The organism is Parafrankia sp. BMG5.11, from assembly GCF_004337455.1.
The window spans coordinates 251,268-274,348 of record NZ_SJXI01000059.1; the positions used below are offsets into that span (position 1 = coordinate 251,268).

Below are 23,081 nucleotides of genomic sequence, written 5' to 3' on the forward strand. Positions count from 1 at the left end.
AGCGTGCCTCGCTGTGAATCCCCGACGACAGCCGCCAGATTAGTGCGCGGAGCTCACCAGGTGGAGTGTCAGGTTGGGCGAGGGCAGTTCCCGGCCAGGTGTTGGCGGGCACGCGGCATCCACGCGGATACCACCCTGGGAGGATATGTCCCGCTTCAATCCGCCTTATCGAGGCCTACCCACCAGACATCTGTCGGCAACCGGTCACCGTCCGTCCGGTGTTTTTTTCCGGGCGGACGGCGACCCATGCGTGACCGTTGGTGGAGATGGCCCGAAAGTGCCGGCCAGGGACCGGGCCGGTGTGAGCCCGGTGAGCCTCAGCCCTCGGCGAGACCGGCCTCGGCGAGACCGCTGTCGGCGGGCTCGCTGGGCTGGCGCGGGAGCGGCGGCGCGAACACCGGGGTGGCCGCCGCCGAGCACGGCCCCCCGGCGAGCACGTCGCCACCGGTCAGGTCGTCGTCGAGCAGGCCGCCGCCGAGGGCGCCACCGCCTATCGGGCCGTCGAGCGGCTCGCAGCGGTCCGCCCACACCCGGCGCCGGCCGGTGGTCGACCTGTCCTCGACCTGAAGCGGCGTGGGCACGCCGTTCAGCATCGCCTGCAGGTGCGCCCATTCGTGCGCCAGGTCCCAGGTCGCGAACGACCCGAGGTGCTCACCCTCGTAGTCGTAGACATGGAAGGGACGGCTCACCTGCTCCCCTCTCCGGCCGGGGACGGCCCGTAGCCCGGACCGTCCTCTCCCGCTCGCGGTCACGTAACTCCCTGCGCTGCGGCCGGTGCCTGGACCGGCATCGGCCGGGCTTCGGCCGCAGTCATCGTGTCACGCCGGCCCGGAGCCGATCGGGCATACCGGCGAAAGCCCCGCCGAAATCGCTGACGGTCCGACGGACACCGCCGTCACGAGACGATCGGGACGTCGCCGCGCCGCGCCGCGACCGGCTCGGGCACCGCCGTCGAGCGCCAGGCATCCGCGACGATCTTCTCGATGGTCGAGGACGGAGAGGTCCAGCCCAGGTCGGCCCGGATCCGGCGGCTGTCGGCGATGAGCGCTCTGGGTTCGGGCACCGGGGGCAGGGTCACCCGCGGCACGTCCCGGCCCGTCACGCTCTCCACCGTCCGCAGCACGTCGGTGACGCTCACGCCGAGGCCGCTGCCGACGTTGTAGACGGTGCAGCGGCCCGGCACGGTCGCCCGCAGCGCGGTCAGGTACGCCCGCGCCATGTCGACGACGTGGACGTACTCGCGGATCGACGCGCCGTCACCGTTCACCCGGAAGGCGTCGCGCCGGCCCGTTGCGACGCCGAGCGCGGCCGGGATGATCCGGCTGCTGTCCCGGTCGGCGTGCGAGCCGACCGCCCCCGCGACGTTGAACGAGCGCAGCACGACGGCGCCCAGCCGCCCGGTGGCGGCCTGGTAGGCCACCGCCTGCTCCGCGGCGAGTTTCGAGGCGCCGTAGGGATTCGTCGGCGCGGGTGCGCGTGTCTCCGGGATCGGTGAGGTACCCGTGTCCCCGTAGACGGCGCAGCTCGAGCCGAAGACGAACCGCGGGGCCACCCCGGTGGCCCGGGTGCCCGCGTCGAGGGCCGCCAGCAGGTTGGTCGTGCCCGTGACGTTCGCCGCGAAGTACCGCAGCGGCGTCTCGCGGGACTCCCGCACCCTGGTCAGAGCGGCGAGGTGGCACACCCCGTCGAACCCGCGGCTGACGCCCGCCGCGGCGAGCTGGCGTGGTTCGAGCAGGTCGGCCTGGACCACCTCGATCACCCTCGACAGCCTTGTCCGGGCCGTCGCGTCCCGGACGAGCGCGGTCACCTGGTGGCCGGCGGCCGCGAGCAGGTCGGCGGTGACGCCGCCGACGAACCCGGACGCGCCGGTGACGAGGATGCGCACAGCGGCCTGATCAGACCGATGCCCGCATGCGCAACCCGGGCAGGAGGGTCTCCCGGTGGCGCCAGGCGAGCTCCAGGCAGGCGGCGGCGGAGGGAGCGAGCGGCTCGGTGTCGACGAGCCGGCGCAGGGAGGCCTGGGTGAACGGGATCCCCTCGTGCGCCTGCCGGCCCGGCCCCGTCGAGACGACCGACCCCTCGGCGTTCGTCCGGACCATGTCGGCGAACAGCGTGTCGAACGTGTCGGCCTCCACGACCAGGACGGTGAGGATCTCGCCGAACAGGGTGAGCGCGTCGAGGCCCATGCCGAAGCAGAAGACCCGCAGCGTGCCCGCGCGGCGCGCCTGCTCGAAGGAGCGGAACGGCTCGTCGGTGTCGTAGTCGATCGGCCGGGACGAGCTGCCGTCGTGCTCGGCGTTACCCAGCAGTTCCTCGCTGAGCTCGCGCATGACGTTGCGCCACAGGTCGAAGTCGGCCTCGTGGTGGAACGGGGTGATCCCGGACGGCTGGAACACCCCCGCGGGCAGCACGTGGTACACCCCGCCCGCCGTCGCCACCGAGCCGGCGCTGCGCCGGTGCAGGACGAAGCTGGCGCTGCCCCGGTCGAGCCGGATCGTCAGGGTGTTGATGGAGGGCAGCGCGACCCGCCCGGCGAGGTCGAACGGATCGCCGATGCGGCGCCGGAACGGCAGCGCGGGCCAGGCGAGCTCGCCGCCCATCATCGCCGCCGCGGTCTCGTGCGCCACGGTCTCGCAGACGTCGACGGCGTCGAAGTAGGTGGTGTGGCCGAAGGTGAGGGTAGGGGGGGCACCCTCGGCCTCGGCGACGTCCAGCAGCCGGAAGCTGAGCCGGTTCTCGAACAGGGTCGGCCGGTCGAGGTCGCGCATCGCCCGGGTGTAGCGCTGGTAACGCGACTGCGCGCCGCCGTCGCCGACCAGCGGGCGGGTGGCGTCGGCCTCCGGCTCGGCGCCGGTGATCGCCGGCTCGCCCGCCGACTGCTCCCAGCGCAGGCCGATGTCGTTGATGTCCACCGGGGTGTCCCACACCCAGCCGGGACGGGCCAGCAGCCCGTTGCCGAGACGGTAGGCCTCCGGGTAGAGCCGGGCCGCGGCGCGGGCCAGGCTGATCCGGTGGTGGTTCAGGTGGTCCCGGGTCAGCCGCCAGGCGCGCTGGCTGCCGGCGACCTTCTCGACCGCGGAGCCGCGCGGTGGCTCACGACGCCGGTCGGCCAGACCGCCCGGGGCGAGTCCGACGTCCTCGGGTGACAGACCGAGGTTGCGTGCGATGTGGCGCAGCGTGGAGATGTCGTGGATCGCCCGCCGCCCGCTCTCGACCTTCGACACATAGGACTGGTCGAAGCCGAGGAGATCGGCGAGTTGCTGCTGGGTCAGGCCATGGGCCTGCCGGTACGCCCGTAGCAGCGATCCAATTCCAACGCTTGTTGGAGTTGGTCGCGGGGGGGTCCACAGCCAGGTTTGTCCAGTCACCCGCTGTCCTCTCGTCCGGCGTCGGAGTAACGCGAAGTGAGCATAACGAGTCGGGCATCTAGGAGCGCACACACATAAATCGAACTGTGTCTATTAGCCGAGTTTTATAGCTGACCGCGACGCCGTATGTACTTGCTGTCAATGGCTCGGGGACATGGCGAACTCGTAGCGCGACGTTCCGCCGTCTCGGCGGGCGTCCGCCGGGAAATCTCGGGGGAGCACATCTTGGCCACCGGGGGCACTTCTTGCCGCCCCCGAAGCGCTCGTCAGCGATCACCGGTTCGGGATCCCGTCCGCCAGATCAAGGAAGACGACCACGACGATCAACGCAAAGACCCAGCGCAGCAGGCCCATTCGCCCCCACACGTCGCGGAGCAGGCCGCGCCCCGCGCGCCCGCCGATCACCAGAAGCGCAAGCAGCGCGCCGCCGACGACAACGAGGAAAACCCCGGCATAGCTACGATCCACGCCCAGGACGATCTCATGGTCGAGGGGTTCTCGGGACAGTAACGGGGTGGGTACTCGCGATGTCGCGCGTAACGGGCGGATTCCGTGTCCTGGCGTCGATCACGGAGCCCCTGCTCGGGCGTTCTTGATTACGCTGAGTAAGTAGGAGGCGTGATGTGAATCACATAGCCTCTTAGGTGTTCGGGGCCGCTCTCAGGCATACCCACCTGCCCACCGGGGTACACAAGACCCCGCACTCGGCAGCCCGGGTCAGCCGCTCGACGGCGTAGGGGTGCTCGCCCGGCCGGCCGCACCGCCATCGGCCCGGCCACGCACCCGAGGACTACCCGACCCCCTGTCGGCGGACCACCCCGCCGGGCCTGATGGACTACCCCGCGGCCACCCAGAGGGCTACCCCACCCTCGTCCCTAGGCCCCGCGCACGTTCCTGCCCGTCACGTGCCGCCACCCGCCCCCGCGACCGCCGCCACCCGGGCCGTGGCCGGCCACCCGCCGCGGCCCGCGGGTTCGTCCGATGTGGTGCACCGGAAGCCTGTCGTCCCTACCCTGTTCCGGATGTCCACGGCGCTTCTGACCGATCACTACGAGTTGACCATGCTGCGGGCGGCTCTGCGCTCCGGCGCGGCCGAACGCAGAGCGGTCTTCGAGGTCTTCACCCGGTCCCTGCCCGCCGGCCGTCGCTTCGGAGTCATGGCCGGCACCGGGCGCCTGCTCGCCGCGCTCGCCGACTTCCGGTTCGGCCCGGCCGAGATCGACCACCTGTCCGCGACCGGCGTCGTGGATCCCGACACGGCCGACTGGCTGGCCTCCTACCAGTTCCGTGGCGACGTCGACGGGTTCGCCGAGGGCGAGCCCTTCCTGCCCGACACCCCCGTCCTCGTGGTGGAGGGCACGTTCGCCGAGTGCGTCCTGCTGGAGACCCTCGTCCTGTCGGTGCTCAACCACGACAGCGCCATCGCCGCCGCCGGCAGCCGCATGGTCGCCGCCGCCGGCGACCGGCCGTGCATAGAGATGGGTGGCCGGCGCACCCACGAGCAGGCCGCGGTCGCCGCCGCGCGGGCCGCCTGCCTCGTCGGCTTCACCGCGACGTCCAACCTGGAGGCGGCGCGCCGCTACGGCGTGCCCAGCGCAGGCACGAGCGCGCACGCTTTCACCCTCGCGCACCACGACGAGGCGGCGGCGTTCGCGGCCCAGGTCGCGGCACTCGGCGCCGGCACGACCCTGCTGGTGGACACCTACGACATCCCGACCGGGATCGCCAACGCCGTGGCCGCGGCGGGCAGCGAGCTCGGGGCGATCCGCATCGACAGCGGGGACCTCGCCGGCGGCGCCCGGGCGGCCCGCACCCAGCTCGACCAGCTCGGCGCCGAGTCCACCCGGATCATCGTCACCGGCGACCTCGACGAGCACTCGATCGCCCGCCTGGCCTCGGCCCCCGTCGACGGCTACGGCGTGGGCACCAGCCTGGTGACCGGGTCGGGCGCACCCACCGCCGGCTTCGTCTACAAACTCGTCGAGGTCGACGGTGAGCCGGTCGTCAAGACTTCTGTGGGCAAGCGCAGCCGCGGCGGGCGCAAGGACGTCCTGCGCCGCCTGGGCCCGGACGGACTGGCCGTCGCCGACCTGGTCATCCCCAGAGCACCCCTCGACCGCTCCGCCGCCGGTGCGTCCGCTGCCCGCGTACCTGGCGGAGAGGCGCTGGACGGGGCTGTGGGTCGCCGGGACCGTCATCTCCTCGTCCCCCTGATGCGTGGCGGCCAGCTCGTCGCGGACACGCTCGTCGGCGCGGCCGGAGTCGCCCGGGCCCGGGAGCACCACCGGCTCGCCCTGGAGTCCCTACCGGCCGGCGCGCGCGAGGTCTCCTTCGGACGTCCGTGCCTGCCGGTCGTGGTCGCAGCGGCGGAGCCGCGGACCTCCTTCTGACCGGTGAAGCCGCGGGCACCGCGGACAGGGGCGCGCCGGCACGCCTGTCGGGGAGAGGGGTGCCGGCGCGGGTGCCGGGGCGGACGGCCAGACTTGACCGGTGGCCTCCGTCTCGTCGGCGAACGTGACGTCCGGCGCGACTGGCGGCGACCAGGCCCGGATACCGGCCGTCGCCGTCAGCGTCGACGTCGTCCTGCTGACCCTGCGCGCCGGACGGCTGTGCGTCCTTGTCATCCAGCGCGACAGTGAGCCGTTCCGCGGTTGCTGGGCGCTGCCCGGCGGCTTCGTCGGCCCGGACGAGGACCTCGACTCCTCCGCGCTGCGCCAGCTCGCCGAGGAGACCGGGGTGACCACCGCCGGCCACCTCGAGCAGCTGCGCACCTACGGCTGCCCGACCCGGGACCCGCGGACCCGGGTCGTCAGCGTCGCCTACCTGGCCCTGCTGCCGAACCTCCCGCAGCCCACCGCGAGCGGGGACGGACCGCAGGCCCGCTGGTGGCCGGTCGAGGACCTGGGCTCCCCGGACGGTCCTACCCTGGCCTTCGACCATCCGCAGATCGTCTCGGACGGAGTCGAGCGGGCGCGCGGCAAACTCGAGTACACGTCGCTGGCGGCCGCCTTCTGCGAGGAGCCGTTCACCCTGGCCGACCTGCGCCGGGTGTACGAGGCTGCCTGGGGCGTGGTCCTGGACCCGCCCAACTTCCGGCGCAAGGTGCTCTCCACCCCGGGCTTCGTCGTCGCGGTCGGCCAGCGGGCCTCCCCACGCGGCGGCGGCCGCCCAGCCGAGCTCTACCGCCTCGGCTCCGCGACCGCCCTACACCCCCCGCTACTCCGCCGCTCGGTCTAGACGCCCACCAACAGCCGATCCAGTCGGTTCCGGCGCCTTCGGGGTCGCCGGAGCTCCCTGTCCTGGCGTGCATGAGGGGCCGGGCTTGCGGGCCGGGTGTTTCCCCGGGACCTGGCATCAGGAGGTTCGCGACCCGGGCTCATCGCCGGGGTCTCGCATCGCCGGGGTGTTCGCGGGCCGGGTGCTCCGCCCTGTTTGCTCTCCGTCTCCGCGCGTTTGTTCCGGTCTCAGGGTGAGTCCGTCGCTCCGAGTGGTTCATGCTCCGACTGAGGTGGTCGCTCCGCACGGTCCGCGAACCGTCCGCGCTGTTTGCTTCGCGACGGGGATCGCGACCCGCCGTGCCCGGACTCCAGCCCTCCGAACTGTTCCCTCAGAGCGGCGCCTGCCGGGCGATGCCGCGCTGGGCGCCCGGGCCACGGGGACCGGCCGCGCCGCGCTGGGGGTGGGGTGGGTGCGCGGCGACTGTCGGTATCGGGGCGGGCTGGGCTGGCGGTGCTGCGTGGCGGTGATCACGGGTGTCGGGCGGGGTCGGGCCTGCGGCGCGGGCCTGGTGCGGCCGGGACCACGGTGTCCGTCGTTCCGGAGATCACAGCGGTGTCCGTTGTGACCGTGCGCGACGCAGGGCCGGTCCCCGTGAAGTCCCGATCGGGAGGCGTAACAATAGACGTCGTGTCCGTCACTGCCGTGTCTCCGATTGACGTCGAGGACGTCGAGGACTCCCCCGAAGACGATCGCCTCTGGGTGACCATCGTCTGGAACGACCCGATCAACCTCATGTCCTACGTGACGTACGTCTTCCGCAAGCTCTTCGGGTACAGCGAGCGGAAGGCGACCAAGCTCATGCTCGACGTCCATCACAAGGGGCGGGCGACGGTGGCGTCCGGCACCCGGGAGGAGATGGAGGCCGCGGCGGAGCGGCTGCACACCTACGGCCTGTGGGCCACCATCGCCCAGGACTGAACGTCGCGGGCTGAACGTGATCGGGAGCGGATGATCGGGAGCGGAGGCGTGTGAACGGGTTCCGGCGCACCAGGGCCGGGATCGAGCTGCGGCTGCCCCGGCTCGAGTCGTCCCTGCTCACCGAGCTGTTGGGTCAGGTCGACGCGTTGCTGGAGGCGCCGCCGGTCGACGATCCGCTGGAGGCGCTTGTCGGGCTGCGCGACACCGCCCCGCCGCCCCCGGAGGATCCCGCGGTCGCGCGGCTGCTGCCCGACCCCTACCCGGACGACCCGCTGGCCTCCGGGGACTTCCGGCGCCGGCGTACCGACGAGGCCCTGGCCCGTAAGCGTGACGCGGCCCGGCGCGTGCTGGCGGCCGTGCCGGCGCCCGGTGCCGTCCTGGTGCTCGACGAGGACGCGGCGCAGGACTGGCTGACCGTCCTCAACGACCTGCGGCTGGTGCTCGGCACGCGGCTCGGTCTCACCGACGACGAGTCGACCGCCGAGCTGGAGAATCTCACGCCCGAGGATCCGCGCCGGCCGATCGCCGCGGTCTACGCGTTCCTGACCGAGCTGCTCGACGAGCTCACCCGGGCGCTGCTCTAGGCCGAGCCAGGCCGGTCCGGGTCAGGGCCCGAGGCCGGTCCCGGGCCCTGACCCGAACCGGGCCCGGGGCGGATCGGTGCATCCGGTCCCGAAGTGGGGCGGTTCCCCGGCGCCGTAACCTGGTGCGAGCCGGTCGTGGTCAGGTCTGTGTTCACATGGACGCCCGATCCGGCCCGTTCGCGTCGTACGGTTGTCGCGTGCTGCGCATCGACCGAACCCACTACGAGGCGATCGTCGCCCATGCCCGCCGCGACCATCCCGACGAGGCGTGCGGCGTCATCGCCGGGCCCGAGGGTTCGGATCGGCCGGAGCGTCACATCCCGATGGTCAACGCCGCACGCTCACCCACCTTCTACGAGTTCGACCCGGCCGAGCAGATCAAGGTGTGGAACGAGATGTTCGACCGCGACGAGGATCCGGTCGTGATCTACCACTCCCACACCGCCACGGAGGCGTACCCGTCGCGCACCGACATCTCCATCGCGGGGTACCCCGAGGCGCACTACGTCCTCGCCTCGACGCGGGATCCGGAGACGATCGAGTTCCGTTCCTTCCGGATCGCGGACGGTGAGGTCACCGAGGAACCCGTGGAAATCCTCTGACGCCCATGTGACGTTCTCATAGAGCGGCGGCGACGGACGCGCGTGGTGGGATGCCTGTGAGCGAAGGGCATCCGGTCGCGCGAGCCCGTGACCTGCCGGGCGGTACCGACGGCCCCGCGGAACCGACGCCTGCGGACCGACGCCCCGCAGCACCGATGGCCTGCAGTATCGATGGCCTGCAGCACCGATGACGCAGTACCGATGCAGTACCACCGCCCACGCCGGGCGGCGCGCCGCGGCGGACCCGCCGGCGGCACCAGAGGAAGGAGCACCATGGCAGTCCAGGTCCGTGTGCCGACGATCCTGCGCAGCTACACGGGAGGCGCCAAGCTGGTCGAGGGCACGGGCGACACGCTCGCGGCGCTCTTCCACGACCTCGACTCCCGGCACCCCGGGCTGCGCGGGCGGCTGATCTCCGGCGAGGGTGACGGCGAGCTCCACCGCTTCGTCAACATCTACGTCAACGACGAGGACGTCCGCTTCCTGGGCAGCCTCGACGCCAAGCTCAGCGACGGCGACAATGTGACTATTCTCCCCGCCGTCGCCGGTGGCTCCGCCACCGTACCGGCGACTTTGGGCGAGGTGACTATTCTCCCCGCCGTCGCCGGTGGCTCCGTCACCGTTGACTCCGCTGCCGACGACCTAGCCGGCGGCTGCGCTCGGGTGCCGATCTCGTCCGGCATGGCTACCCGGCTCTTCTGATCAGGGCGGCAGGTCCCTACTCATGCGTTACGACTCCCTGGTGGACTCGGTAGGCCGAACCCCGCTGGTCGGACTGCCTCGGTTGTCTCCCTCTGCGGAGGTCCGACTCTGGGCGAAGCTGGAACAGGACAACCCCACCGGTTCGATCAAGGACCGGGCGGCACTGTGGATGATCGCGGACGGGGAGAAGCGAGGACTGCTCACCCCGGGCGCGACCGTCCTCGAGCCCACGTCCGGCAACACCGGGATCTCGTTGGCGATGGTCTGCAGCCAGAAGGGGTACCGGCTGGTCTGCGTGATGCCGGAGAACACCTCCGTGGAGCGCCGCCAGCTGCTCCAGATGTGGGGGGCCGAGATCGTCTCGTCCCCGGCGGCCGGCGGCTCGAACGAGGCGGTCGCGGTGGCCAAGCGGCTCGCGGCGGAGAACCCCGACTGGGTGATGCTCTACCAGTACGGCAACCCGGCGAACGCGCAGGCGCACTACGAGACGACCGGCCCGGAGATCATGGAGGACCTGCCGGGTATCACCCATTTCGTGGCGGGGCTCGGCACCACCGGGACGCTGATGGGTACCGGTCGCTACCTGCGGGAGCACAAGCCCGACGTCGTGATCGTCGCGGCCGAGCCGCGGTACGGCGAGCTCGTCTACGGGCTGCGCAACATCGACGAGGGCTTCGTCCCGGAACTCTACGATGCCTCGGTGCTGACCTCGCGGTACTCGGTCGGCCCCCGGGACGCGCTGCGCCGCACGCGCGAGCTCGTCCAGCAGGAGGGGATCTTCGCCGGGATCTCGACGGGGGCGATCCTGCACGCCGCCCTCGCGCAGGCCGACCGCGCGGTGCGGGAGGGACGGCGGGCCGACATCGCCTTCATCGTCTGCGACGGTGGTTGGAAGTACCTGTCGACCGGTGCGTACGCCGGCACGCTCGCCGAGGCCGAGGCCGCGCTCGAGGGGCAGCTCTGGGCCTGAGCGCGTAGCCGCGAACCCCGCCCCGCCCCGTTCTGGCCCATCGGCGCGGGGCGGTGCCGGCGTGCGACCGCGGCGCCGGGCCGCCCGGGGCCACGGTCGCACGCCGTTTCAGCGTGGAGGCGGCGCCAGCGTGCCGATGAACGCGGCGAGGCTGCGTAGCGCCCGGCCCCGGTGGCTGATCAGGTCCTTCTCGTCCGCTGTGAGCTCGGCGTTGGTCCGGGTCGAGCCTTCGGCGACGAACAACGGGTCGTAGCCGAAGCCCCCCGTGCCCCGTGCCCGGGTGAGCAGCCGCCCCCGCAGGGTGCCGTAGACGACGTGCTCGACGCCGTCCGGGGTGACCAGCGCCGCGGCGCACACGAACGCCGCGCCGCGCCGCTCCTCGTCGACGTCGTCGAGCTGGGCCAGCAGCAGGGCGTTGTTGGCGGCGTCCCGGTCGGCCCGGCTTCCGTCACGGATCCCGGACCAGCGCGCCGAGCGCACCCCGGGCATCCCGGCGAGCTCGTCCACGGTGAGCCCGGAGTCGTCGGCGATCGCCGCGAGACCCGTAGCGGCCACGGCGGCGCGTGCCTTGATGAGGGCGTTCTCGGCGAAGGTCGAACCTGTCTCGGGCACCTCGGGGCCGTCGGGCAGCGCGACGACGTCGACGTCCAGCCCGGTCGCGGCGAGGATGCGGCCCAGCTCGGCCAGTTTCGCCTCGTTGCGGCTGGCGAGCACGACCTGGCGCGGCACCGCGCTCACCGAGCTCACCGTGACCCCGTGCCCTTCCCACCACTGCCGGCAGTGGCGCGTTCCGGGGCGGGCGGGCCGGCGGCCGGCGGGGCGGCCAGCGCGGCGTTCTGGATCTCGGTCAGGCGGGTGCAGCCGGCCACGGCGAGGTCGAGCAGCTCGTCGAGCGTCGACCGTTCGAACGGGGTGCCCTCGGCCGTCCCCTGGACCTCGACGAAGCCACCCGCGCCGGTGCGGACGACGTTCATGTCCGTGTCGGCGGTCGAGTCCTCGGTGTAGGCGAGGTCGAGCATGGGCACGCCGCCGACCACGCCGACGCTGACCGCGCAGACACTGGTGACGATCGCCGCGGGACGTCCCAGCCACCGGCAGGCGTCGGCGAGCGCCACGTAGGCGCCGGTGATCGCGGCGGTGCGGGTGCCGCCGTCGGCGAGCAGCACGTCGCAGTCGATGGCGATGGTGTTCTCGCCGAGGGCCTTCAGGTCGATCGCGGCCCGCAGGCTGCGCCCGATCAGCCGGGAGATCTCGTGGGTCCGCCCGCCGATCCGCCCGCGGACGGACTCCCGGTCGTTGCGGGTGTGCGTGGCTCGCGGCAGCATCGAGTACTCGGCCGTCACCCAGCCCAGGCCGCTGCCCTTGCGCCACCGGGGCACCCCCTCGGTGACGGAGGCCGCGCACAGCACCCTGGTCCGGCCGGCGGAGATCAGCGCCGACCCCTCCGCGTGCTCCTGCCAGCCCCGCTCGATCGTCACGTCGCGGAGCTGGTCCGTGGTTCTGCCATCGACTCTGATCACGGGAGGAGACCCTATCGGCGCAGGCCGGCCGGGGTTGCGCCGGACGGCCCGCGAGCGTGCTCAGACGTGTTCAGACGTGGTCAGATCTCGTAGGAGGTGCCGGTGCTCGCGAGCGTCAGATCGCCGTCGAACGCGTCCGCGGCCTCGCCGTGGGTGCGTTCCACGTTGCCCCAGGGCACGAGGTGGGTCAGCACCAGCCGCCCGACACCGGCGCGGGTCGCGTGCTCACCGGCGTCCTTGCCGGTCAGGTGCAGGTCGGGCGGGTTGTCCTCGCCGTCGAGGAACGACGCCTCGCACAGGAACAGGTCGCTGTCGTGGGCCAGCCGGACGAGCCGGTCGCACACCCCGGTGTCGCCGGAGTAGGTGAGCGTCTTCCCGCCGGCCGTCACCCGCACCCCGTAGGCCTCGATCGGGTGCGCGACCCGGGCCAGGTCGATGGCGAACGGCCCGACGTGCAGGCGGCCGGGACCGATCGTGCGGAAGTCGTAGATGTCGGCCAGGGAGTCGTCCGGCCAGCGCTCGAACGCGCCGCACAGCCGCTCCTGGGTGTTGATCGGCCCGTACACCGGGAGCTTGGGCGGCATCCCCTCCGGGTGGTAGCGCCGGGCGTAGGACGTCGCGACCAGGTCGAGGCAGTGGTCGCCGTGCAGGTGGCTCAGCAGCACCGCGTCGACGTCCCGGATGTCGCAGTGCCGTTGCAGCTCACCCATGGAGCCGTTGCCGGCGTCCAGGACGAGCCGGAAGCCCTCGTCCTCGATCAGGTAGGAGGAGCAGGCCGAAGCGGGGCCCGGGTAGGTGCCGGAACAGCCCAGGATCGTCAGTTTCATCGTCCCACCGCCTGTGCCTGCCGGGGGGCCGCCGCCGGGGCGATGCTCACCGCCGTGATCTCGGGGCCCAGGAAACGGCGGCCCACCCGCGCGAACGCGGCGGGATCACCGGTGGTCAGGAAGCGATGCGCCGGGGGCGGCAGGTCGGGGTCGCGGAAGAGGCCGTCGCGGGCGAGCACCCGGTAGGTGTCCTTGGCCGTCTCCTCGGCGCTGCTCACCAGTGTGACGCCCTCTCCCATGACGAGACCGATGACGCCGGTCAACAGTGGATAGTGGGTGCATCCGAGAATCACTGTGTCCACGTCGGCTTCCTGCAACGGTGCCAGATACGCCTCGGTGAGTCCCAGCAACTGCCGGCCGGACGTGATGCCGCGCTCGACGAAGTCGACGAAGGCCGGGCACGCCACGCTGACCAGCTCGGTGCCCGCAGCCGCCGCGAAGGCGTCCTCGTAGGCCCGGCTGGTGATCGTGGCGACCGTTCCGATGACTCCCACTCGACCACTCCGTGTTGCCGCGACGGCACGGCGGGTCGCGGGCACGATGACCTCGACCACCGGTACGTCGTAGCGTTCCCGGGCATCGCGCAGGCATGCCGCGCTCGCGGAATTGCATGCGATGACGAGAAGTTTCACACCAGCGGAGACGAGTTCGTCCAGTGCGGCGAGGGCGTACCGGCGCACCTCGGCGATCGGCCGCGGCCCGTAGGGGGCGTGCGCGGTGTCGCCGATGTAGAGCAGCGACTCTCCTGGCAGCTGGTCCAGGATCGCGCGCGCAACGGTGAGACCGCCGACTCCACTGTCGAACACCCCGATGGGCGCGCCGCTCATGAGCGATGAGACTAAGCCGGAAACCTGCTGCTCACCCTGTGGCTGTCATCACGAAACCAATGTCCGATCCCGGACAGACGTCTCGTCGCGGACATGCCCGCCGCCGCGGGACGGCCTTCGCATCCCCGGCATTCCGCCAGGCCGCGTCGGCCCGGCAGTGCCTCGCCGGACAGCGTAAGGACGAACCGTTCGACGTGTCATCGTGACCGATCTCTCCGGGACGGCAGCCGCCCGTCTCCAAACCTCTCCTGATGGTCGCCCGGCGCGTTCGGGTGGGTACTCCATACGGGGACAGGGGCAGCAAACAGGGTGTAGTCTAGAACTGCCTGTAATCGATCAGTGACTAAAAGCTATCGAGCAGGTAGGTTGAGGACGCGACTGAGGTGTCCGGGTCGTTCCAATCCGTCCCCGGCCCGTGGCACCCCAGTCGCATCCTCGATCATGCCCCGGTACCCCCGAGAGTGGTGGTCGGCCGCTGCGGCGGCCAATGCGGCGGCCTGGGCCCGTGTGGTCGCTGAGCTGCGGGTCGGGCACGGCCGGCCCGCGGCGGGGTGGCCGGTCGGCCCGGCGCGAGGCGGCCGGTCGGCCCACTGTCCGTGGGTCTGGCGATTTTGGTCCGTAGTGCCGCTGACCTGCGGCGCCGTCTCTCGGTGGCACTGTCGGCTTGGCGTCGATCCACCCCACCGGCCCCGTCCGAGGCGTAGGAAGGCATCGTGGCGCGGTTGAGGGTGGCGGCGGTCGGTGTTTTCGGCATCGCCCTCGGGGGGATGTTGATGCATGCCGTCCCGATGCCGTCGGCATGGGTGTGGTTGGTCGCAATGATCTTCGTCGTCGTCCTGGGGGTCAACATCACTGCCTGGCTTGTGGTCCCGCGGGTCATCGGATCCGTCGTCGCGTCCATCCGTCCGCTTCCGGCCGGCCGGGGCTCGTTCGACCGCGACCGCGACGCGGAGTGGTCGTCGTCCTCGGAGTGGCAGCCGGAGGCGTGGTCGTCGAGCTGGGACTACGCCGGCGGGGACGGCCCCGACGCGGGTGACGGCGACGGTGACGGCGCCGACGAGGACTGGTCCGTCGGACGTCCCGGCAGCGGGCAGGGACGCCGGCGTGTGCGCGGGCATGACGGCTCCACGTCGACCGGCGGCGCCTCGTACGGCTTCGGCGTGTCCAGTTGGTGAGCTGCCAGTCCAGCTGGTGAGGCGGGTCCAGCTGGTGAGGCGGGCCCGGCCCGGTGGACGGTCAGCTCCGCGCCCACCCGGCGATCCGAGTGCCCGGGCCGGCCTCGGCGCGCCGGCCCAGCGGCGGAGTCAGCCCAGCAGGTGGCGCCGGTGGCGCCAGGCGAGAGCGATGAGGGCGGCGCCGGCGGCCTGCATCGGTTCGTGGTGGACCAGCCGATCAACGGTCCGCTCGGTGAAGGGGATCCCCGGGGTCCGGCGTTCTGGTCGCGGGCCGGTGGCGGTGCCGGCGCGGTCGGGCTCAGGGACGGCTGGCCTGGAGGCGTCCAACCGCGCGAGGTTCTCGCCCTCCGCGTTCGTGCCGACGAGGCCGGCGAACAGCTCGTCGAAGGCCGGCGCGTCGAAGACCGCGACGGTGAGAAGGTCGGTGGCGAAGGTCAGCGGGTCCACACCGAGTCCGAGCACGGACACCCGCACCGCGCCCGACTGCCGGGCCGCGGCCAGATCCGCCGCGAACGGCCAGCGCCCGTAGTCGATGGGCCGCGTGTCGCTGCCGTACTCCTCGGCCGTGCCCAGCAGCTCCTCGGAGTACTCGCGGGTGATCGACCGCCACAGGTCGAAGTCGTTGCGGATGTTCCACTCCGCCGGCCCGGAGGGCTGGAACACCCCGACCGGCACCACCTGCAGCAGACCACCGGCGTGACCCACCTTCGCCGGGTCCCGGCGGTGGAGGAGCACGGTCCCCGTCCCCGTCCGGCGGTCCCGGCGGATCGTCAGGGTGCTGATGGCCATGCTCGCCGGCCGCCGGTGAAGCTCCCAGGGCATGCCCACCGCCCGCCGCACAGGAAGAGCCTCCGCGCCCTGCGTGGCGGCCGCGTACTCGTGCGCGCAGGCCTCGCCGACGTCGAGCCCGTCGAAATAGCTGCCGAGCCCGAACGACAGGGTGCCGCGCGCCCCCGGCAGTGACAGGTCGGCGTCGCACAGCCGGTAGGTGGGGAGATCGACGAACAGCGCCGGCCGGTCCAGGTGGGCCACCGCCGCCGCGTAGCCGCCGTAACGGCTGCCATCCGCGCGCAGCGGCCGGACGCCCTCACTCACCGGCTCCCGCCCGGTCAGCCCGCCGGGCTGCTCCCGACCCGGGTCGAGATCGATCACCACCGAGTCGATCGGCACCGGCTCCGGCGGGATCCACCCCGGTGCCGCCAGCAGCGGCGTGCCGGCGACCCGCGCGTCCGGCGGGTACTCCCGTGCCGCCAGGACGGCGAGCGGGTGCCGCCGCCGTTTCAGCTCGCCCCGGACCCGCAGCCACTCCCGCTCGTCCGCCGTCATGCCGCCGGAAGCTCCCTCGGACATCCGCCTCACCCGTCCCTCACGCCTCCACGTCCCGGCCAGCCGTCCAGCCCCGTTCCCGGGAACCTTTCCGGTGGCGGCTGATGACAATGAGAGCGCCGTCAGCCCGTGGCGAACCCGTCAGACGACCGGCCGCACGTGCCTCGCGCAGGCGCCGCCTCGCCCGGGGGTCCCGTTCGGGTATCTCGTCCGAAGCAAGTTGTCCCGGCGGTATATGGAGAGGCTGCGACAACTCACTTCGCCGCGTCACTTCGCCGCGCGGCGGCCAGCCCCGCCCATCCGTCGCCGGGTCAGTCGGTGTCCTGGAGCGGGCCGAGGATCTCGTCGGCGAATCGTCGCATCCCGTCGATCGCCTCGCGGGAACGGGTCCACGGCCGGACGATCAGGCGGGTGACGCCGGCCTCGGCGTAGGGCGCGACGTCGGACGGACGGCTCACCTCGCCGTTGAACGTGACCTCGACGGGGGTGGTGCGCCCCGCGCGCTCGGCCAGCTCAGCGAGTCGGGCCAGCGAGCCGGGCAGGTCGGCGAACTTGTGGTTCATCGGCATCCAGCCGGTACCGACGGTCGCGGCGCGGCGCAGCGCCGCCGGCCCGTCCCCACCGATGTGCAGCGCCGGGCCCGGCCGCTGGACCGGCTTCGGCTCGAACGCGACCGCCCCGAAGTCGAAGAACTCGCCGTGGTGCTCGACGACGTCCTCGCTCCACAGCCGACGGCACACCTCGATGGCCTCGTCCACCCGCGGGCCGCGACGGTCGAAGTCAAGGCCGACCGCCTCCCACTCCGAGCGCAGCCAGCTCGCGCCGATCCCGAGCGCGAGCCGCCCGCCGGAGAGAATGTCCACGGTCGTCGCCGCCCGCGCCGTCACGAACGGATGCCGCAGGCCGATGTTGTAGACGTTCGTGCCGAGCAGGATCCGCGTCGTCCGCGCCGCCAGGTGGCTGAGAAGCGCCAGCGCGTCGAAGATCGGGACGTTGGACGGGATCGGCGGATGATCCGAGCTCTGGTGCGGGCTGCCCGCCGAGGCGATCGGCACGACGAGATGCTCAGGTACCCAGATCGACTCGTACCCGAGCCGATCGGCCTCCTCCGTGACCTCGTTCCATAACCGGGGATTGACCCCGCCGAGGTGCAGTCCGAACTTCATCGGGGCAGACTACGCCCTGTCAGCGCAGAGACGCCCGGACACGGGAAGACCGGGAAGAAGGCAACGACCTGTGACACGGGCCGACAGCCCCTTGGACCACTGGGAACCCGCAAGCCTGACCGAAACGGCTTCGATCTTCGCCGCCTTTCCTGCCCCGTGGTGGATCGCCGGCGGACACGCGATCGAACTCGCGGTAGGTCACCAGTTCCGCGGGCACTCCGACATCGACGTCGCCGTGCTCCGCCGGGACCAGCTGGCCGTCCAGCGGGTCCTGGCCGGGTGGGAATGGTGGGCCGCCGATCCTCCCGGCGCACTACGGCGCTGGGAGCCGGGCGAGACGCTGCCGTTCGGCATCCACGACATCTGGTGCAGGCGAACTCCCGATGGGCCGTGGCGGATCCAGGTCATGCTGGAGGAAGCCGCCGGGACGGACTGGGTGTCGCGGCGTGATCCCCGGATCCGGCGTCCGGTCTCCTCGCTCGGACACGCCGGCCCCACGGGCATCCCCTATATCGCGCCGGAGGTGCAGCTCCTTTACAAGTCCCAGGCGTCACGCCCGAAAGACGAGATTGACTTCGCTGCCGTGCTTCCGCTGCTGGCAACAGATCGGCGACGATGGCTCAGCGACGCACTCGCCGCCACCCACCCCTGGCAGCGGCGGCTCTCCCCGGACGCAAAGATAGATCTGATCGTCCTGTACTGCTCCGACCTCTCCGCCTGTCACGAGTTCTACCAAGATCTCGGTCTGGAGTTCAGGCGGGAGCGTCATGGGACCGGCCCCGACCACTACGCCGCCACCTTCGCCGACGGAGCTGTTCTCGAGCTCTACCCGGCAGGAGCCCGGGGGCCGACGGGACGGGTCCGGATCGGACTCACGGTACGGCGAGCGGACCTGGGTGATACGCAACTCACGCCGGGCCGTCATGTGCTCCAGGACCCGGAAGGCCACGCGGTCGACGTCCAGGTAGTGGGCTGAGTCGTCGTCGCCCGCCTGCGTCAACCTGGCCGGGCGCGCGTCGAACGCGCTGATTCGCCCGACTACCTGCTTCAGGATGCTCCCGTGTCCGCGAAAAGCTCCAGTTCGGTGCCCGCATGTGAGTGGACGTCAAGTGCTGGGCTACGAATCGTCCGTCAGAAAGCGCCGGAAAATCACCATGGGTCGTCCTGGGCCGTTGTAGTCCGGCGAAGTGGATGTAGGCGACACGTGGCTGGGACGGGGAGGGGAAGGCGACGAGGAAGCCTGCCAGGCCGTGGTCGTCCTCGACGACCCGGCCTGAACCGTGGAAGTGGTCGAGGAAGAGCGGTGGAGCCGGTGACCCGCTGACCAGGACAGATGTACGTGACGATGGCCGTGGTGCGGCCATTGATCCAGATGGGATGCGGATCGCGCTATTCTGCTGCCGCGTCCAGAAGAATCGGGGGGATCATGCACGGCAACGAGTTCGCGACGATGGAATGGATCTGGGATCAAGGTTCCATCCGAATCAACCTGCCCGGGGGTCGGGAGATGACGGTGGCCGGTTCCTACAACGAGGTGGTAGCGGAGCTCGGCAAACTTGGTGGGCAGGGCTGGGACGTCGCCTCGTCAACCGCATCCAGTAATTGGATCTTCTGGACGTTGCGACGGGCCTCCTACGCGCATGACCGGGCACTGGGAACCCGCTAGCCTGGCCGAGGTGGCCTCGATTTTTGCCGCGTTTCCCGCTCCATGGTGGATCGCCGGCGGATACGCGATCGAACTCGCTGTGGGTAACCAGTTCCGGGAGCACTCCGACATCGACGTCGCCGTGCTCCGCCGGGACCAACTCGCCGTCCAGCGGGTTCTCGTGGGATGGGAATGGTGGGCGGCCGACCCTCCTGGAACGCTGCGGTTTCCGGGACCCGGGTGAGGCGCTGCCATACGGGGTTCACGATATATAGTGCAGAGTACAGGTGGGGCAATGGTTCTGGTCCCCCCGGACGTGGACAACGAGTTCGACTGAAGCAGCCGCCGACTGCGTGCGCCGACTCCGCGTACGTAAAGCCCCGGTGCGGGTGATCTGGCCGGCGGGAAGCCGGTGGGGTGGCCGCCGAAGGCTGGCAGCGGTGGCGGGCCGCCCGGCGCTCGCGCATGCTTGGTCGACAACGAATGGGGGTGGGCCCATGTCGACATCCATCACCACTCACCATCCATCCGACTTCCGGCCAGCGAGCTGAAACCGACTTCCTCCGATCCGACCGGCCTTGTCCTCAGCGGATTTCTTGCGGCGATCAGGATCAGCCGGACGGCCCGACAACCCGATCAGCCCGTCCGTACGCCGGAGCAGTTTTATCTGCTCCAGGAAAAAGGAATGGGTGGTGCATCATGAGGATGGCGCGCGCGATTTTTGGTGCGACAGTCGCACTGGTCCTGGGTCTGCTGTTCGTGGCGGTTCCGGCGCGGGCCGGAGGGCCAACGGTAACTCCGGCTACACCGGTGTCTCCGGTCGCACCGGTCATGCCGGTCATGCCGGTCATGCCGGTCCTGACGGGCATCAGCGCGGCACACGCGGCCAGTGCCCACGCGGACCTCATCCGGTTCCACTTCCAGCTGGCCGCCCCCGCCGAGGTCACCGTCCAGTACGTGCCGGCCTCGGAACTGATACAGGACGGTTCCGGCCTTCCCGTCGCCGTGCGGGGCCGGTCCTTCGTCAAGGTGGTCTTCCACAATGCGGCGGCCCATGACGAGGAGGGCAAGGCTACGGCTCCGCGCAACCTGTTCCCGGTCCGCGCGACCACCAATGTTGTCCAGGTGCGGTCGGGTGGTGACTTCGAGGGCGTGGTCACATACTTCATCGGCCTGCGCCAGCCCGCGCCCGGACCGCAGGTACAGCCGACGGCGCAGCACACCGGCACCAGCGTGATCGTGGCGATCCCGACCCGATAACCCGGCAGGACAAGGGGTGCAACGGGCCGGCCGCCGGGCACGGCGGCCGGCCCGGACGCGGACGGGAGTGTCCGATGAACGTCGGACACTCCCGTCCGGACGTCAACGCCCCCGTTCACCCACAGGCCACGTGGGCGCGGCAGGGGCCGGACCTGCGACCACTCGCTTGTAAGGCATGGATTACGCCAAGTGACACGACTCCCGTCACGGCTCGGTCTGTCCACTGGCGCCCGTAGCCGTCCGCCGATGTCCGTACAGCGCGCAGCCGCATCATGATCGGCTGCACGCCGGCCGGGACGGCCAACGGGGTGAGCAGCGAGAGCGGCGCGGGCACGGTCACCTGGTTCGAGTCGGGGGAACGCGCGCCGCACGGTCGGACCGGTCAGGGGGTGGGGGTCGGGGTGGGGAGGAGGGTGGCGAGGGCGGTGGGAGCGCGGAGGGGGAGCAGGTGGTTCTCGCCGGGGACGACGGTGGTGCGGGTGTCGGGGAGCATCGTGGCGAGGTGGTCGACGAGGCGGTGGGTGAAAGGTGGGCTCTCGCCGCCGGCGACGAGATGGACCGGCTGCTCGATCCGGCGCGCCAGCTCCTCGTCGAAGTGCCACGTGGTGAGCGCGGGGATCTCGCCGGTGAAGCAGTAGCCGCAGTCGCGTTCGGCGCGTTCCAGGCCGGCTCGGCCGAGGGCGGACTCGATCACGGACCGGTACTCCGGTCCGCACACCGCCGCCAGGAAGGTGTCGAAGGCGGTGCGCAGGTCGCCCTGGGCGGCGGCGCCCATCGCCGCGCCCAGAGCAGGGCCGATCGCGGCGGCGACCGCCGCCCGGTCCTGCGGCGGCAGGAGCGGGTCGATCAGCGGCGGCTCGACCAGGACGAGTTCGCCGACCAGCTCCGGGTGGTCGAGGGCCAGCTGCAGCGCGACCACGGTGCCGGAGGAGTGCGCGAGCACCCGGGCCCGCTCGATCCCGAGGTGGCGCAACAGGTCCGCGCACTCGGCGGCGTGGTCGGCCACCGACAGCGGCTCGGCGGGTGCGGGGTCCGAGTACCCGGTGCGGGTGACGCGGATCCGGCGCAGGCCGGCGACGGCCGGCTCGCGCTCGAACGGGACGAACCAGTCGGCGAAGACTGCTGCGTGGATCAGGACGAGCGGCTCGCCGTCGCCGCTGGAGTCGGTGTGTCGCATGGAGATTCTCCTGTTCTGGGTCTGTTGTTCTTGGGCTGTTCTCGGTCTGTGGCTCGGGTCAGTCGGCGTAGAGGCGGATTTCGATGCCGTCGGGGTCGTGGAGGCCGACGAGGACGGTGCCGCCGTGGTGGCCGGTGACGAGGCCGCAGTGCTTCTGGTCGAGGGCGGCCAGGTGGTCGGCCCAGGCGTGGATGCCGTCCCGGGTTGGGACGCCGAGCGCGACGAGGTCGAAGCCGGAGAGGGCGGCGGCGCGCTCGGGGTCGTGCCGGAGTGCGATTTGGGTGGTGCCGTCCGGGGTCTTGAGGGCGACGCCACGGAGCTCGCCGTCCTCGGTGAACTCGATCGCCACCTCCAGTCCGAGCACGCGCAGGTACCACTCGCTGCTGGCGCGGACGTCGCTGACCGGGATCTTCACGTGGTGGATCGGTGCGAGATCGGGCATGGCCCCTCCTTTGACTAGAGTTCACTCTAGCGACTCATTGTAGTAGTCTCTAGCGAGTGAGTGATTCCGTCAAGGACGGGCCGAGTCGGGTCAAGGACAAGCCGAGTCGGGCCGAGAAGACCAGGCTGACCAGGCGGCGGATCGTCGCCGCGGCGGCGGAGCTGTTCCTCGACCAGGGCTACGGCGCGACGACGCTCGACCAGGTCGCGGCGCGCGCGGGCGTCGCCGTGCAGACCGTCTACTTCCACTTCGGGAACAAGGCGACGCTGCTCAAGGAAGCGCTCGACGTGGCCGCGGTCGGTGACGACGAGCCGGTCGCGCTACTCGACCGGTCGTGGCTCGAGGAGCTGAGCGCCGAGCCCGACCCGGTCCGGGTGATCGAACTCTGGATGAACGGCGGCCGCGAGATCATGGGGCGGGTGGCGCCGCTGCTCGCCGTCGTCCGCGGCACCGTCGGCACCGATCCCGACCTCGCGGCGCAGTGGGACGTGAACGAGGGCCAACGCCGCGCCGCGTTCCGCGCTCTCGCCGGCCTGCTCGCCGACCGCGCGGCGCTCCGCCCGGGGCTCACCGTCGAGGACGCCGCCGATCTCGCCTTCCTGATCACCAGCGCCGAGAACTACATCGTCGCCACGGGCACCCTCGGCTGGTCGCCGGAACTCTGGCGGAGCACCACGGCCACGCTGCTCGCCCAGGCACTGCTCGGCGCAACGGCCTAGTGGCGGAGGGGGCGGGTGCCGCCGCGGTCGAGGTCGAGGGACTCGGGGGCGCGCAGCCGCACCAGCATCGGCCGCACACCGGCGATTCCGGCGACACAGAGGACGGGGAAGTCTCCGGCCGGCCCGGCCCGGCCCGGCCACCGGTCCGCGGCGTCCGCGCCCGTCGGCCCCGACCGCAGCTTCCGCGGCTCTGTGACCAATCCGTGACCAATCGGCCCGGACGATCGGGAAGGGGAGCGGTGGGCGAGCGTCTGATGACCTGCGGGAACGCTCCTGGTCAGGCAGTGCGGGAGGGGGGATTTGAACCCCCACGCCCTAGGGCGGCAGATCCTAAGTCTGCTGCGTCTACCATTCCGCCACTCCCGCGTCCCTCCAGATTAGCGAGCCGCGGGACGGCCTTCGGGGCCGGGATGGGCGCGCGCCGTCCGAATCCTGCCCAGATCCTGCCCGCGGCTCGGCTGCTATGGGGGTGGTGCGGGTGGGGAGACGATCGGTTCCGGCTGACTCCCGCGGGGGTCCGCGGCGGTGTCGTTGATCACACTCATCGGGGTCGACTTTTGCCGTGCCGCATCTG

26 protein-coding genes, 1 tRNA gene and 1 pseudogene are annotated in these 23,081 nt (G+C 71.6%); 14 read left to right on the forward strand and 14 right to left on the reverse strand.

Features of this window, described 5'->3' with window-relative positions:
• Positions 1 to 317: 317 nt before the first annotated feature.
• From E0504_RS34050 to E0504_RS34065, 4 genes are all read right to left on the reverse strand, one after another.
• Positions 318 to 689 carry a hypothetical protein gene (locus E0504_RS34050; RefSeq protein WP_041254866.1) on the reverse strand — a complete coding sequence of 124 codons (372 nt, stop codon included), beginning with the start codon at positions 687 to 689 and terminating at the stop codon, positions 318 to 320.
• A 206-nt stretch (positions 690 to 895) separates the two neighbouring features.
• A complete protein-coding gene (locus E0504_RS34055) occupies positions 896 to 1,885 on the reverse strand; it encodes an NAD-dependent epimerase/dehydratase family protein (protein WP_131626603.1) in 990 nt (329 codons plus the stop codon).
• 10 nt (positions 1,886 to 1,895) lie between these two features.
• On the reverse strand, positions 1,896 to 3,368 hold the full coding sequence (locus E0504_RS34060; protein WP_020463114.1) for a helix-turn-helix domain-containing protein: 1,473 nt from the start codon (positions 3,366 to 3,368) through the stop codon (positions 1,896 to 1,898).
• 273 nt (positions 3,369 to 3,641) lie between these two features.
• Positions 3,642 to 3,836, reverse strand: coding sequence for a hypothetical protein (locus E0504_RS34065; RefSeq protein WP_018504245.1), 195 nt, complete (start codon positions 3,834 to 3,836; stop codon positions 3,642 to 3,644).
• Positions 3,837 to 4,390: 554 nt separating this feature from the next.
• Between E0504_RS34065 and E0504_RS34070 the strand changes: the two genes are divergently transcribed.
• From E0504_RS34070 to E0504_RS34100, 7 genes are all read left to right on the forward strand, one after another.
• The gene (locus tag E0504_RS34070) at positions 4,391 to 5,758 is read left to right on the forward strand and encodes a nicotinate phosphoribosyltransferase (protein ID WP_235014689.1); all 1,368 of its coding nucleotides are present in this window, start codon (positions 4,391 to 4,393) and stop codon (positions 5,756 to 5,758) included.
• Between the two features lie 100 nt (positions 5,759 to 5,858).
• Positions 5,859 to 6,605, forward strand: coding sequence for an NUDIX domain-containing protein (locus tag E0504_RS34075; RefSeq protein ID WP_083390784.1), 747 nt, complete (start codon positions 5,859 to 5,861; stop codon positions 6,603 to 6,605).
• Positions 6,606 to 7,274: 669 nt separating this feature from the next.
• Positions 7,275 to 7,565 carry an ATP-dependent Clp protease adapter ClpS gene (gene clpS / locus E0504_RS34080; RefSeq protein ID WP_071060418.1) on the forward strand — a complete coding sequence of 97 codons (291 nt, stop codon included), beginning with the start codon at positions 7,275 to 7,277 and terminating at the stop codon, positions 7,563 to 7,565.
• A gap of 50 nt (positions 7,566 to 7,615) precedes the next feature.
• A complete protein-coding gene (locus E0504_RS34085) occupies positions 7,616 to 8,149 on the forward strand; it encodes a DUF2017 domain-containing protein (protein ID WP_071060419.1) in 534 nt (177 codons plus the stop codon).
• A 197-nt stretch (positions 8,150 to 8,346) separates the two neighbouring features.
• Positions 8,347 to 8,751 carry a Mov34/MPN/PAD-1 family protein gene (locus tag E0504_RS34090; RefSeq protein ID WP_041256606.1) on the forward strand — a complete coding sequence of 135 codons (405 nt, stop codon included), beginning with the start codon at positions 8,347 to 8,349 and terminating at the stop codon, positions 8,749 to 8,751.
• A gap of 273 nt (positions 8,752 to 9,024) precedes the next feature.
• On the forward strand, positions 9,025 to 9,453 hold the full coding sequence (locus E0504_RS34095; RefSeq protein WP_112104785.1) for a MoaD/ThiS family protein: 429 nt from the start codon (positions 9,025 to 9,027) through the stop codon (positions 9,451 to 9,453).
• A 22-nt stretch (positions 9,454 to 9,475) separates the two neighbouring features.
• Positions 9,476 to 10,423: a PLP-dependent cysteine synthase family protein gene (locus tag E0504_RS34100; protein WP_112104784.1), complete on the forward strand. Its 948-nt coding sequence runs from the start codon at positions 9,476 to 9,478 to the stop codon at positions 10,421 to 10,423.
• 108 nt (positions 10,424 to 10,531) lie between these two features.
• On the opposite strand, the gene rdgB is transcribed toward E0504_RS34100, so the two are convergent.
• From rdgB to murI, 4 genes are all read right to left on the reverse strand, one after another.
• Positions 10,532 to 11,161: an RdgB/HAM1 family non-canonical purine NTP pyrophosphatase gene (gene rdgB / locus E0504_RS34105; protein WP_020463106.1), complete on the reverse strand. Its 630-nt coding sequence runs from the start codon at positions 11,159 to 11,161 to the stop codon at positions 10,532 to 10,534.
• 5 nt (positions 11,162 to 11,166) lie between these two features.
• Positions 11,167 to 11,943, reverse strand: a complete 777-nt coding sequence (gene rph / locus E0504_RS34110; protein ID WP_112104783.1) for a ribonuclease PH — start codon at positions 11,941 to 11,943, stop codon at positions 11,167 to 11,169.
• Between the two features lie 80 nt (positions 11,944 to 12,023).
• The gene (locus E0504_RS34115) at positions 12,024 to 12,770 is read right to left on the reverse strand and encodes an MBL fold metallo-hydrolase (protein ID WP_071060429.1); all 747 of its coding nucleotides are present in this window, start codon (positions 12,768 to 12,770) and stop codon (positions 12,024 to 12,026) included.
• Positions 12,767 to 13,597, reverse strand: coding sequence for a glutamate racemase (murI, locus tag E0504_RS34120; protein WP_020463103.1), 831 nt, complete (start codon positions 13,595 to 13,597; stop codon positions 12,767 to 12,769). Before murI ends, E0504_RS34115 begins: the two co-directional genes overlap by 4 nt.
• 713 nt (positions 13,598 to 14,310) lie before the next feature.
• Between murI and E0504_RS34125 the strand changes: the two genes are divergently transcribed.
• The gene (locus E0504_RS34125) at positions 14,311 to 14,772 is read left to right on the forward strand and encodes a hypothetical protein (RefSeq protein WP_112104782.1); all 462 of its coding nucleotides are present in this window, start codon (positions 14,311 to 14,313) and stop codon (positions 14,770 to 14,772) included.
• Positions 14,773 to 14,901: 129 nt separating this feature from the next.
• Here E0504_RS34125 and E0504_RS34130 read toward each other — a convergent pair whose 3' ends face one another.
• Both E0504_RS34130 and E0504_RS34135 read right to left on the reverse strand, forming a co-directional pair.
• Positions 14,902 to 16,122, reverse strand: a complete 1,221-nt coding sequence (locus E0504_RS34130) for a transcriptional regulator (protein WP_112104781.1) — start codon at positions 16,120 to 16,122, stop codon at positions 14,902 to 14,904.
• Between the two features lie 287 nt (positions 16,123 to 16,409).
• Positions 16,410 to 17,264: a TIGR03619 family F420-dependent LLM class oxidoreductase gene (locus E0504_RS34135; protein ID WP_112104780.1), complete on the reverse strand. Its 855-nt coding sequence runs from the start codon at positions 17,262 to 17,264 to the stop codon at positions 16,410 to 16,412.
• A 70-nt stretch (positions 17,265 to 17,334) separates the two neighbouring features.
• Between E0504_RS34135 and E0504_RS34140 the strand changes: the two genes are divergently transcribed.
• The 5 genes and pseudogenes from E0504_RS34140 (at position 17,335) to E0504_RS34165 (ending at position 20,169) form a co-directional block, all read left to right on the forward strand.
• Positions 17,335 to 18,240: a VOC family protein gene (locus E0504_RS34140; protein ID WP_112104779.1), complete on the forward strand. Its 906-nt coding sequence runs from the start codon at positions 17,335 to 17,337 to the stop codon at positions 18,238 to 18,240.
• 357 nt (positions 18,241 to 18,597) lie between these two features.
• On the forward strand, positions 18,598 to 18,930 hold the full coding sequence (locus tag E0504_RS34150; RefSeq protein ID WP_243657746.1) for a hypothetical protein: 333 nt from the start codon (positions 18,598 to 18,600) through the stop codon (positions 18,928 to 18,930).
• Positions 18,905 to 19,181 (forward strand): annotated as a pseudogene (locus tag E0504_RS34155) (nucleotidyltransferase domain-containing protein); the annotation flags it as partial. The gene E0504_RS34150 and the pseudogene E0504_RS34155, both read left to right, overlap by 26 nt.
• 197 nt (positions 19,182 to 19,378) lie before the next feature.
• Entirely contained in the window at positions 19,379 to 19,612 is a 234-nt protein-coding gene (locus E0504_RS34160; protein ID WP_131626604.1) for a hypothetical protein, read from the forward strand.
• Positions 19,613 to 19,740: 128 nt separating this feature from the next.
• Positions 19,741 to 20,169: a hypothetical protein gene (locus E0504_RS34165; RefSeq protein ID WP_243657747.1), complete on the forward strand. Its 429-nt coding sequence runs from the start codon at positions 19,741 to 19,743 to the stop codon at positions 20,167 to 20,169.
• Between the two features lie 382 nt (positions 20,170 to 20,551).
• Here the strand turns inward: E0504_RS34165 and E0504_RS34170 are convergent, their stop codons facing one another.
• Complete coding sequence (locus E0504_RS34170; protein WP_131626606.1) at positions 20,552 to 21,346, reverse strand: alpha/beta fold hydrolase; 795 nt, start codon at positions 21,344 to 21,346, stop codon at positions 20,552 to 20,554.
• Positions 21,347 to 21,404: 58 nt separating this feature from the next.
• The gene (locus E0504_RS34175) at positions 21,405 to 21,788 is read right to left on the reverse strand and encodes a VOC family protein (protein WP_112105585.1); all 384 of its coding nucleotides are present in this window, start codon (positions 21,786 to 21,788) and stop codon (positions 21,405 to 21,407) included.
• 56 nt (positions 21,789 to 21,844) lie between these two features.
• Here E0504_RS34175 and E0504_RS34180 point away from each other — a divergent pair, with 56 nt between their 5' ends.
• Positions 21,845 to 22,507 carry a TetR/AcrR family transcriptional regulator gene (locus tag E0504_RS34180; RefSeq protein ID WP_131626607.1) on the forward strand — a complete coding sequence of 221 codons (663 nt, stop codon included), beginning with the start codon at positions 21,845 to 21,847 and terminating at the stop codon, positions 22,505 to 22,507.
• On the opposite strand, the gene E0504_RS34185 is transcribed toward E0504_RS34180, so the two are convergent.
• Both E0504_RS34185 and E0504_RS34190 read right to left on the reverse strand, forming a co-directional pair.
• Positions 22,504 to 22,707, reverse strand: a complete 204-nt coding sequence (locus E0504_RS34185) for a hypothetical protein (protein ID WP_112105583.1) — start codon at positions 22,705 to 22,707, stop codon at positions 22,504 to 22,506. The two genes, E0504_RS34180 and E0504_RS34185, sit on opposite strands and share 4 nt — an antisense overlap.
• An 85-nt stretch (positions 22,708 to 22,792) precedes the next feature.
• Positions 22,793 to 22,873, reverse strand: a tRNA-Leu gene (locus E0504_RS34190).
• Between the last annotated feature and the right edge of the window lie 208 nt (positions 22,874 to 23,081).

Excerpts from the sequence above, each read along its gene's own strand:
- E0504_RS34070 (WP_235014689.1), top strand. The coding sequence starts at position 4,391 with ATGTCCACGGCGCTTCTGACCGATCACTACGAGTTGACCATGCTGCGG.
- E0504_RS34095 (WP_112104785.1), top strand. The coding sequence starts at position 9,025 with ATGGCAGTCCAGGTCCGTGTGCCGACGATCCTGCGCAGCTACACGGGA.
- E0504_RS34100 (WP_112104784.1), top strand. The coding sequence starts at position 9,476 with ATGCGTTACGACTCCCTGGTGGACTCGGTAGGCCGAACCCCGCTGGTC.
- E0504_RS34115 (WP_071060429.1), bottom strand. The coding sequence starts at position 12,770 with ATGAAACTGACGATCCTGGGCTGTTCCGGCACCTACCCGGGCCCCGCT.
- murI (WP_020463103.1), bottom strand. The coding sequence starts at position 13,597 with ATGAGCGGCGCGCCCATCGGGGTGTTCGACAGTGGAGTCGGCGGTCTC.
- E0504_RS34130 (WP_112104781.1), bottom strand. The coding sequence starts at position 16,122 with ATGTCCGAGGGAGCTTCCGGCGGCATGACGGCGGACGAGCGGGAGTGG.
- E0504_RS34135 (WP_112104780.1), bottom strand. The coding sequence starts at position 17,264 with ATGAAGTTCGGACTGCACCTCGGCGGGGTCAATCCCCGGTTATGGAAC.
- E0504_RS34150 (WP_243657746.1), top strand. The coding sequence starts at position 18,598 with ATGTACGTGACGATGGCCGTGGTGCGGCCATTGATCCAGATGGGATGC.
- E0504_RS34165 (WP_243657747.1), top strand. The coding sequence starts at position 19,741 with ATGCCGGTCATGCCGGTCATGCCGGTCCTGACGGGCATCAGCGCGGCA.
- E0504_RS34170 (WP_131626606.1), bottom strand. The coding sequence starts at position 21,346 with ATGCGACACACCGACTCCAGCGGCGACGGCGAGCCGCTCGTCCTGATC.
- E0504_RS34175 (WP_112105585.1), bottom strand. The coding sequence starts at position 21,788 with ATGCCCGATCTCGCACCGATCCACCACGTGAAGATCCCGGTCAGCGAC.